This window comes from Methylobacterium sp. E-025 (assembly GCF_022829705.1).
GTDB lineage: Bacteria > Pseudomonadota > Alphaproteobacteria > Rhizobiales > Beijerinckiaceae > Methylobacterium.
Genome location: NZ_JAKSYR010000034.1, coordinates 107,583 through 116,396, shown reverse-complemented (window position 1 = coordinate 116,396; position 8,814 = coordinate 107,583). Strand labels below are relative to the sequence as shown.

At 72.7% G+C, this 8,814-nt stretch carries 7 protein-coding genes; 3 read left to right on the top strand and 4 right to left on the bottom strand.

The features are described 5' to 3' along the window. Positions 1-191: 191 nt before the first annotated feature. Positions 192-1,229: an HD-GYP domain-containing protein gene (locus MKK64_RS02685; protein ID WP_243932138.1), complete on the top strand. Its 1,038-nt coding sequence runs from the start codon at positions 192-194 to the stop codon at positions 1,227-1,229. 44 nt (positions 1,230-1,273) lie between these two features. Continuing rightward, the gene (locus MKK64_RS02680; protein ID WP_243932137.1) at positions 1,274-3,985 is read left to right on the top strand and encodes a hybrid sensor histidine kinase/response regulator; all 2,712 of its coding nucleotides are present in this window, start codon (positions 1,274-1,276) and stop codon (positions 3,983-3,985) included. A gap of 10 nt (positions 3,986-3,995) precedes the next feature. On the opposite strand, the gene MKK64_RS02675 is transcribed toward MKK64_RS02680, so the two are convergent. Continuing rightward, on the bottom strand, positions 3,996-4,763 hold the full coding sequence (locus MKK64_RS02675; protein WP_147726303.1) for an NAD kinase: 768 nt from the start codon (positions 4,761-4,763) through the stop codon (positions 3,996-3,998). A gap of 104 nt (positions 4,764-4,867) precedes the next feature. Between MKK64_RS02675 and cutA the strand changes: the two genes are divergently transcribed. Beyond that, complete coding sequence (gene cutA, locus MKK64_RS02670) at positions 4,868-5,200, top strand: divalent-cation tolerance protein CutA (RefSeq protein ID WP_243932136.1); 333 nt, start codon at positions 4,868-4,870, stop codon at positions 5,198-5,200. Here cutA and MKK64_RS02665 read toward each other — a convergent pair. The 3 genes from MKK64_RS02665 to MKK64_RS02655 all read right to left on the bottom strand — a co-directional run bounded on the left by MKK64_RS02665 (position 5,179) and on the right by MKK64_RS02655 (position 8,747). Then, positions 5,179-6,324, bottom strand: a complete 1,146-nt coding sequence (locus MKK64_RS02665) for a glycosyltransferase (protein ID WP_243932135.1) — start codon at positions 6,322-6,324, stop codon at positions 5,179-5,181. The genes cutA and MKK64_RS02665 overlap by 22 nt on opposite strands. Beyond that, entirely contained in the window at positions 6,324-7,094 is a 771-nt protein-coding gene (locus MKK64_RS02660; protein WP_243932143.1) for a lysophospholipid acyltransferase family protein, read from the bottom strand. Before MKK64_RS02660 ends, MKK64_RS02665 begins: the two co-directional genes overlap by 1 nt. 126 nt (positions 7,095-7,220) lie before the next feature. Further along, the gene (locus MKK64_RS02655) at positions 7,221-8,747 is read right to left on the bottom strand and encodes a phytoene desaturase family protein (RefSeq protein WP_243932134.1); all 1,527 of its coding nucleotides are present in this window, start codon (positions 8,745-8,747) and stop codon (positions 7,221-7,223) included. Between the last annotated feature and the right edge of the window lie 67 nt (positions 8,748-8,814).

Sequence of the window (8,814 nt, the reverse complement as noted above, 5' to 3'; positions counted from 1 at the left end):
GGCCGACCAGTCGGCCTACACCGTGATCGTGGCCCAGCAGATCAACCTCTACGAAGGCCCGAACCTCGTCCTCAACGCGAATTACGGCGCGACGAGCGTGCCGGTGCCGAAGGGCGTCGGCCCGGTCTCCGGCCGGCTGCTGCTGACGCAATGACGACGGGCCCCCTTCACCGCCGACGGGATGGAGCCCCATGCTCGCGTTGATCCTCGATGATGCGGAACTCAACAACCTGCTCGTCGTCCAGGCGCTGAAGCCCGTGCCCGACTGCGAGCCGGTCGAGTTCACCTGCCCCGTCGCGGCGCTGGCGTTCCTGCGCGACAACGTCGAGCGCATCGGCATCGCCATCACCGACTACGACATGCCGGGGATGACCGGGCTCGAGTTCATCGCGGCCGCGCGAGGCGTGGCGGGCTTCGCGCACGTGCCGATCGTCATGGTGACGAGCATGGACCAGCGCACGATCCGCCGTCAGGCGCTCGATGCCGGCGCCACCGACTTCCTGGGCAAGCCGTTCGACCCCGCCGAGATCCGGGCGCGCGTCGGCAACCTGATGAAGATCAGCCACGCCCACCGCCAGGAGCAGGACCGCGCGGCGTGGCTGGCGCGCGAGGTCGCCGCCGCCGTCTCGGTGATCGAGGCGCGCGAGCGCGAGATCATCGACCTCCTGATGCGCGCGGCCGAGCACCGCGACACCGACACCGGCAACCACATCGCGCGGGTTTCAACCTATGTCGGCATCATCGCGAGGAACCTCGGCTTCGACGCCGAATATTGCCGCCTCCTGAGCCTCGCCTCGACGATGCACGACGTCGGCAAGATCGGCGTGCCCGACGCGATCCTGCTCAAGCAGGGCGCGCTCTCGGTCGACGAGCGCAGCGAGATGGAGAAGCACGCCGAGCGCGGCCGCCGCATCCTCGAAGGCAGCACCTCGAACGTGGTTCAGCTCGCCGCCGAGATCGCCGCGAGCCACCACGAGCGCTGGGACGGCACCGGGTATCCGGCGGGCCTGGCCGGCGAGGCGATCCCGCTGTCGGGCCGCATCGTCGCCGTGGCCGACGTGTTCGACGCCCTGGTCTCGGAGCGGCCGTACAAGGAGGCCTGGTCGCTCGAGAAGGCGCGGGCGCTCCTGTCCGACAACGCAGGCTCGCACTTCGACCCGGCCTGCGTCGCGGCGTTCCTGGCCGGCTGGGGCGAGGTCGAGCGGCAATGGCTGCGCGCAGCCGCGTGAGCCGACGCGATCGGATGCGACGTTCGAAGGAAGGCCGGGGCACGATGCGTTGGAAGGCACTGGACCCGCGGCGGTCCCTCGCGGGCCGGGTCGCCTGGGCGGTCGTCGGCGCCGTCGCGGTGGCGCTCCTCGTCGCGACCACGCTCTCGGTCTGGCGCGAGGTCGACCGCTACGCCGCCGACAAGCGCGAGGCCCTGCGCACGGTCGCGCGCGTGCTCGCGCAGAGCGGCGCCGGCGCCATCGCGAGCGACGACGCGGATGCGGCCGACACCACCCTTCGGGCGATCGCGCGCAACCCCTCGCTGGTCTACGCCGCGCTGATTCGCCCGGACGGCAGCATCCTCGGCGAGCAGGGCATCGGGCTCAGGCTGTCGAACGACCTCGACCTCGACGCCGCCGAGCAGCCGTCGCTCCTCGCTCTGCTCCTCACCCGGACCCTCAAGGTCGGCGAGCCGGTGCTGGAGAACCAGCGCGAGATCGGCCGGGTCGTGGTGGTGGCCGAGACCGGCGACCTCGCCGACCGCCTCGGCGGCGTCGCGCTCAACGCGCTGCTCGCCGGCCTCGTCGCGGTGGCCGTCGGCCTCGCGGTCTCGCTCAGGCTTCAGCGTGCCGTGACGCGGCCGTTGACCGCGCTCGCCGGCACCATGGACGCGGTGCGCTCGCGCCACGACTACAGCCGACGGGCCGACGTCACCACCGACGACGAGGTCGGGGCCCTGGCCCAGACCTTCAACGACCTGCTCGGCGCGGTGAACGTCCGCGACCGGCAGCTCGCCGCCTACAGCACCGGGCTGGAGGAGGAGGTCCGCGTGCGGACCCACGATCTCAGCGAGGCGCGGGAGCAGGCGGACGCCGCCAACGCCGCGAAATCCACCTTCCTCGCCACCATGAGCCACGAGATCCGCACGCCGATGAACGGCATGCTGGTGATGGCCGAGCTCCTGGCCGCCACCGACCTGCCGCCGCGCCAGCGCCGCTACGCCGAGGTGATCGCGCGCTCGGGACAATCGCTGCTGGCGATCATCAACGACATCCTCGACTTCGCGAAGGTGGAGGCCGGCAAGCTCGAATTGGAGCGCACCCCGATCAGCCCGGCCGAGATCGCCGACTCGGTCGTCACGCTGTTCGGCGAGCGCGCCCGCACGGCCGGGCTCGACCTCGCGGCCGAGATCGGCGCGGACGTGCCCGCCGGCATGGTCGGCGACCCGGTGCGCCTCGGCCAGGTTGTCAGCAACTTCGTCTCCAACGCCCTCAAGTTCACGGAAGCGGGCCACGTCCTCGTCCGCATGCGGACCTGCGACGACGGGCGGATGCTGGAGATCGCCGTCGTCGACACCGGCATCGGCATTCCGCAGGACAAGATCGCCGGGGTGTTCACTGCCTTCACCCAGGCCGACCAATCGACCACGCGCCGCTTCGGCGGCACCGGCCTCGGCCTCTCGATCGCGGAGCGCCTGATCGCGGCGATGGGCGGCGGCGTCGGCCTCGAGAGCCGCGTCGGCGAGGGCTCGACCTTCTGGGCGCGGATCCCGATCGAAGCGCCGGAGACGGCCGAGACGATCCGCCGGTCGGCCGAGGCGCCGAAGGGCGTCGTGCTCGCCGGCCTCGGCGGTGCGACACGCGTGGCGCTGGCGGCGGGCCTCGTCGAGGCGGACCTCGCCCCGCTTGCGGACACCGCGCCGGATCGCGCACCCTGGATCATGGATGCGGCCGAGCTGCTCGCGCACGGGCGCCGCCCGGACGCGGCCCTGCGGGTGGTCGCGGTGGCGCCGATGGGCGATCCGGCCGGTCAGCAGGCGCTCCGCGCCGGGCTCGCCGACGAGGTCTTGCGCTGGCCCGTGGTGCAGGCGGAGTGGCGGCCGGTGCTGGCAGCGCTCGCCGCCGACCGCCCGTTCGCCGCGAACGCGCCGCGTTCCACTACCTCCGCCGACGCCCTGCCGCGCTTCCCTCAGGCCCGCGTGCTCGTCGCCGACGACAGCGCCGTGAACCTGGAGGTCGCGATCGAGGCGCTGGCGCGCTGCGGCGTAACGGACGTGATCACCGTCGGGGACGGCGCGCAGGCGATGGCCGCGAGCGCGGCCGCCCATTTCGATCTGGTCCTGATGGACGGCAGCATGCCGGTCCTCGACGGGTTCGAAGCGACGCGCGCGATCCGCCGCCGCGAGGCCGAGACCGGCGCCGCCCGCCTGCCGATCGTCGCGATGACCGCGCACGTGATCGGCGACGGCGCGCTCGCGTGGCAGGAAGCCGACATGGACGGGACGCTGGCAAAACCCTTCACCCTGGCTCAGCTCGCGCAGGTGCTCGGCCGCTTCGTCGCGGCCGACGCGCCCGGCGCGGACACGCTTGCGTCCCGGGTGGACGCCTTCGACGAAGCAGGCTCGGACCAGCCTTCCGCCCCCGGGCTCCTCGACAGCGAAACCCTCGAAGGCCTCGCCGAGATGGGCGACGGCGCCTTCCTGGCGCGCGTGCTCGGCCTCTACACCGGGCAGGCGCCGGCGGCGCTGACCGCGCTGGAAGCCGCGATCCCCGGAGGCGAAGCCGGCACCGTCGCCAGCGCCGCCCACGGCCTGAAATCGATGAGCGCGAACATCGGCGCGACGCGGCTGGTCGGGTTGCTCGCCGCGGTCGAGGGCGGGGCTCGGAGTTCGGGCACCATCCCCGATGCGGGGCAGATGGCGGAGATCCGCGCGGCGTTCGCGGAGACTTTGTGCGCGCTCGCCGCTTACGGGGCGCGCAGGGATCTCGCTGCGTAGGCGAGCGCCTTCAGCCGAACTGCTCGCGCAGGATGCGCTCGTCGAGGCTGTGGCCGGGGTCGTGCAGCAGCACGAGATCGGTCTCCCGGTCGAGCCAGGTGTCGACCATCGACACCCGGCGGAACTCGGTGTGGTCGGCCACCGCCGCGACGGGCCTGTGCTCGGCGTCGAGCACCTCGATCCGGATGTGGGCGTGGTCCGGCAGCAGCGCGCCGCGCCAGCGCCGGGGCCGGAACGCCGAGATCGGCGTCAGCGCCAGGAGCTTGGCGTTGAGCGGCAGGATCGGGCCCCCGACCGACAGGTTGTAGGCGGTGGAGCCGGCCGCGGTGGCGGCGAGCACCCCGTCGGCGATCAGCTCGGGCAGCCGCACCTGCCCGTCGACCGAGATCTTGAGCTTGGCGGTCTGGTGGGTCTGGCGCAGCAGGTAGACCTCGTTGATCGAGCGGGCGCGGTGGCTGCGCCCCTCGGTGTCGTGCGCCTCCATCAGCAGCGGGTGGACGACGCTGCGATGCGCGGCCTCCAGGCGCTCCAGGAGGGTGTCCTCGCGGAACTCGTTCATCAGGAAGCCGACGGTGCCGCGGTTCATGCCGTAGATCGGCTTCTTCGCGTCCATGAAGCGGTGGAGCACCTGCAGCATCAGGCCGTCGCCGCCGAGGGCGACCACCACGTCGGCCTCCTCGGGCGCGACGTGGTCGTAGCGCCGCATCAGGGCGGCGGCCGCCTCGCGGGCGTCGGGCGTCGGGCTCGCGACGAAGGCGACCTTGTGGAAGCGCGGCATGCGTGACCCGGACCCACCTGAGTTGACGCGGAGCCGGAGCGGGGCTCAATCGCGCGCGTGCACCATGCTTCGTGCGTGCGCCCAGTCGTTCAGAGAGCCATAGCATGGAGCGTCCGCTCCTCGTCTATACCACGTTCCCCGATGCCGAGACGGCGCTCGCCGTCGGCGAGACGCTGGTGCGGGACAAGCTCGCCGCCTGCGTCAACGTGCTGCCCGGGATGCGCTCGGTCTACGCCTGGAAGGGCGCGATCGAGCACGGCAGCGAGGTCGTCGCGATCGTGAAGACGCGCACGGGCCTGTCGGACACCCTCGCCGCGGCCCTGAAGGCGCGCCATCCCTACGAGACGCCGATCGTCCTGCACCTCGCGGTCGCCGAGGCGGATGCGGAGACGGCGGCGTGGATCCTCGAAGAGACTCAGGCACCGCCGGTCGGATAGCTGCGGCCCTTCCAGACGGCGGCGCCGGCGCGCTTGCGGCGCAGCAGCACGTTCCACTGGATCGCCAGCGCGACCACGACCGCCGCGGGGTGGAGCGGGATGGTCGCGGCCGGCTCGTCGGTCACCAGGGTGATCGCCGTGCGGGTCGCCAGCGAGACGGCGAGCGCCGCGAACGCCAGGAACCAGGTCGCGGCGTCGAGGCCGCCGAGGAGGCCGGCCAGCACCAGCACGGGCGGGAGGACGTGGCCGAGGCCGAGCAGGGCGGTCCAGACCGGCAGCGCCACCGGCGTCGCCATGCCCTCGTGGGCGTTCTTCGAGAACCCGGCCCAGCACTTCGAGAATCCCGTATACATCCGGCAATCGGCGAGCGCGTGCCCGGCGACGAGGTCGGTGCGGTGTCCGGCCGCGCGCAGCAGCCGGGGCAGCTTCACCCCGTCGTGCAGGAAGCGGCGGATGGCGCCGTGGCCGCCGATCGCCGCGTAGGCGTCGCGCCCGATCAGCAGGAGCTGCCCGCAGGCCGCGCCCAAAGCCGGGCGCATCGAGGCGCGCATCATCGCCACCGGCAGGTAGCCGACGAGCAGGAAGTTGATCATCGGCACGGTGAGCTTCTCGCCGAGCGTGCCCATCACCTGCCGCGGCACCGCGCTGACGAGGCCCGATCCGGTGCGGCGGGCATGGGCGACGAGGCCGGCCGCCGCGAGCGGCTTGAGCCGCACGTCGGCGTCGACGAAGAGCAGATGCGCGCCGCGTGCCTCGCCGGCGAGGTGGGCGCAGGCGTGGTTCTTGCCGGTCCAGCCCTCCGGCAGCGGCGGCACAGGCACGAGGCGCAGGCGCGGCTCGCCGGCGGCGATGCCCGCGACGATCTCGGCGGTGGCGTCGGTCGAGTGGTCGTCGCCGACCAGCACCTCGACGGCGACGCCGACGCTGGCGAGCGCCGCCCGAACGGTCGCCGCGATATGGGCGGCCTCGTTGCGCGCCGGGATGAGGATCGAGACGAGGCCCGCCTCCGGCCCGTCCGGCTCGGGCGTGCGCAGCAGCGTCAGGTTCATCGCGGCGAGGACGGCCGGCAGAAGCGCGGCCGCGAGCGCCAGGATCGCGAGGGCGGGCAGCACGAGGTCGACCATCAGCGCTGCACTTCCTCGGCCCGGGTCTCCCGCCCGGCCGCAGCCCGGTGGCCGGCCTCGAAGCGCCGCCCGCGCAGGGCCGCCGCCATCCGCCGCCAGCCGTCGTACAGGCCGCCCACGCCCTGGCGCCCCGCGGCGAGGTGCTGGAACCGCGCCGGATCGCGGGCGATCACGTCGGCGCTCAGGCGATCGAGGACGGCGGTGAGGTCGGCCTCCAGCCGCGCGAGGCGCTCGCCGCGGGGCAAATCGCCCAGGGTCCTCCCGGACACGGGTTGGCCGAAGGCCGCGCAGGCCTCGGCGCCGCTCTCGTCCCAGAACGCGTATTCGAGCGCCAGCGGCACGAACTGCGCGTCCGGCGCGATCTCGGCGAGCCGGGCGACGCCGGCGCGCAGGGCAAGCGGCCGGCTGCGCACGTCGGCGAAGCGCCCCTGGGCGGTGATCCAGAGCACGCTCGCGGGCCGGGCCAGGATCTCGCGCGAGGCGGCCATGAACTGCGCCGCGCCGCGCGGCGTGTCGAGGTCGACGCCGAACGCGCCCATCCGGCGGAAGACGCCGTAGCGTTCCAGCATCCGCGCGTCGAAGGGCGCGTAGCTCGACCGCTCGGGAAACAGGCGCCCGGCGAGCAGGATGATCACCGCCGCATCCCACCAGGCCGGATGGTTGCAGTAGACCACCACCGGCCCCGGGCCGAGCTCCGGCGCCGCCCCCCAGCGCGCGAGGCGCAGGGCGTTCATCCGCCGCCGGAGGAAGCGATCGAAGTAGGCGACCATGAACCGCCACACCACCGGCGAGGCCGGCGGCGGCGCCCGGAACCGGCGGCTGCGATCGGGCGCATCGGCCATGGGTTCAGTCCCGGACCGGACCGGGCGGCAGGATGCCGGGTGCCGCTTCGCCGGTCACGCGGATTCGCGCAGCTGCCCGCGGGCGTCGGCGTCGTGCGCGTCGGCGGCGATCCAGCCCGACATCATCACCATCGGCATGCCCGGCCCGGGATGGGCGGCGCCGCCGGCGAGGTAGAGGTTGCGCACCTGCCGCGAGCGGTTGCCCGGCTTGAACGCGCCCATGACCTTGCCGTGGGAGGCCAGCCCGTAGATCGCGCCGTTGAGCACATGGTAGCGCTCGTGGATGTCCTGCGGCGTGAGGTGGCGCTCGACGACGATGCGCTCCTCGAGGTCCGGCATGCCGGCCGTGCGCTTGAGCTTGTCGAGGATCACCTGCCGGTAGGCCGGGAACATCGTCTTCCAGTCGTGGTGCGGGCGCAGGTACGGCGTGTGGACGAGGACGTAGAGCGCCTCGCCGCCCTCGGGCGCCACCGACGGATCGGTGGAGGAGGGCGCCGCGAGGTAGGCGGTCGGGTCCGGGGCCGGCTCGCCCTTGCGGTAGATCCAGTCGAACTCCTCCTCGGGGTCCTTGGAGAAGATGAAGTCGTGGTGGTTCAGGTGCTCGTAGCGCTTGTTCAGGCCGAGGTAGAGCACCACGCCGGAGCAGGCCGGCTCGGGGTTCTTCTTCGCGTAGGCCTTGCCGGCGTCGCCGCCGACCAGCTCCTTATAGGTCCGCACCGAATCCATGTTCGAGATCACCGCGTCGTAGGCGGTGGTGCCGGACTTGGTCCGCACGCCCTTCACCGCGCCGGCCGTGACGTCGAGGCCCAACACCTCCTCGCCCGGCTTCAGCGTCGCGCCGAGCTCGGTGGCGAGCTTGGCCAGCGCCTCGGCGACGGCCCGGGTGCCGCCCATCGGGTACCAGACCCCCTCCGCCGTCTGCATGTGCGCGATGGCGCAGAGCACCGCCGGCGCGCCGTAGGGCGAGGAGCCGACATACTGCACGAAGTGGTCGAGCATCTGCGCCAGGCGCGCATCCTTCACCTTGCCGCGGATCGTGCTCGCCACCGAGGCGTGCATCCGGAGCGCGAGAACGTCGCGCAGGGTCCCGGGGTTGAGGTTCGCGCGGACGTTGATCGTGTCGAACAGGTCCTCCACCGGCTTCCAGAAGAAGAATTTTTCCGAGATCTGGTGCAGGTTCTCGGAAACCTCCAGGAACTTCCTGTAGCCCTCGCCGCTCCCGGCGCCCGGCGCGAAGCGATCCATGTCGGCGGCCATGCGGGCGACGTCCTGCATCAGGTCGATGCGGGTGCCGTCGTCGAAGAAGCAGCGCCACTGCGGATCGAGCCGGCGCAGGTCGAGATAGTCGTGCAGGTTGCGGCCCGCCTCGGCGAAGATGCGCTCAAGCACGCGCGGCACGGTGAGGATCGTCGGCCCCATGTCGAACCGGAAGCCGCCCTCGTGCAGCACCGCGGCCTTTCCGCCGAGCCAGTCGTTCTTGTCGTAGACCGTGACCCGGTGTCCGCGCGCCGCGCTCACGCAGGCGGCGGCCAAGCCGCCGAGCCCGCTGCCGACGACGGCGACCGTGGAATCCTGGCTCATGGCGTTCGATACTCCCGGCACGCCCGCGACGACGGCGTCCCCTCGATTGAAGCTAGGCAGAACCGAT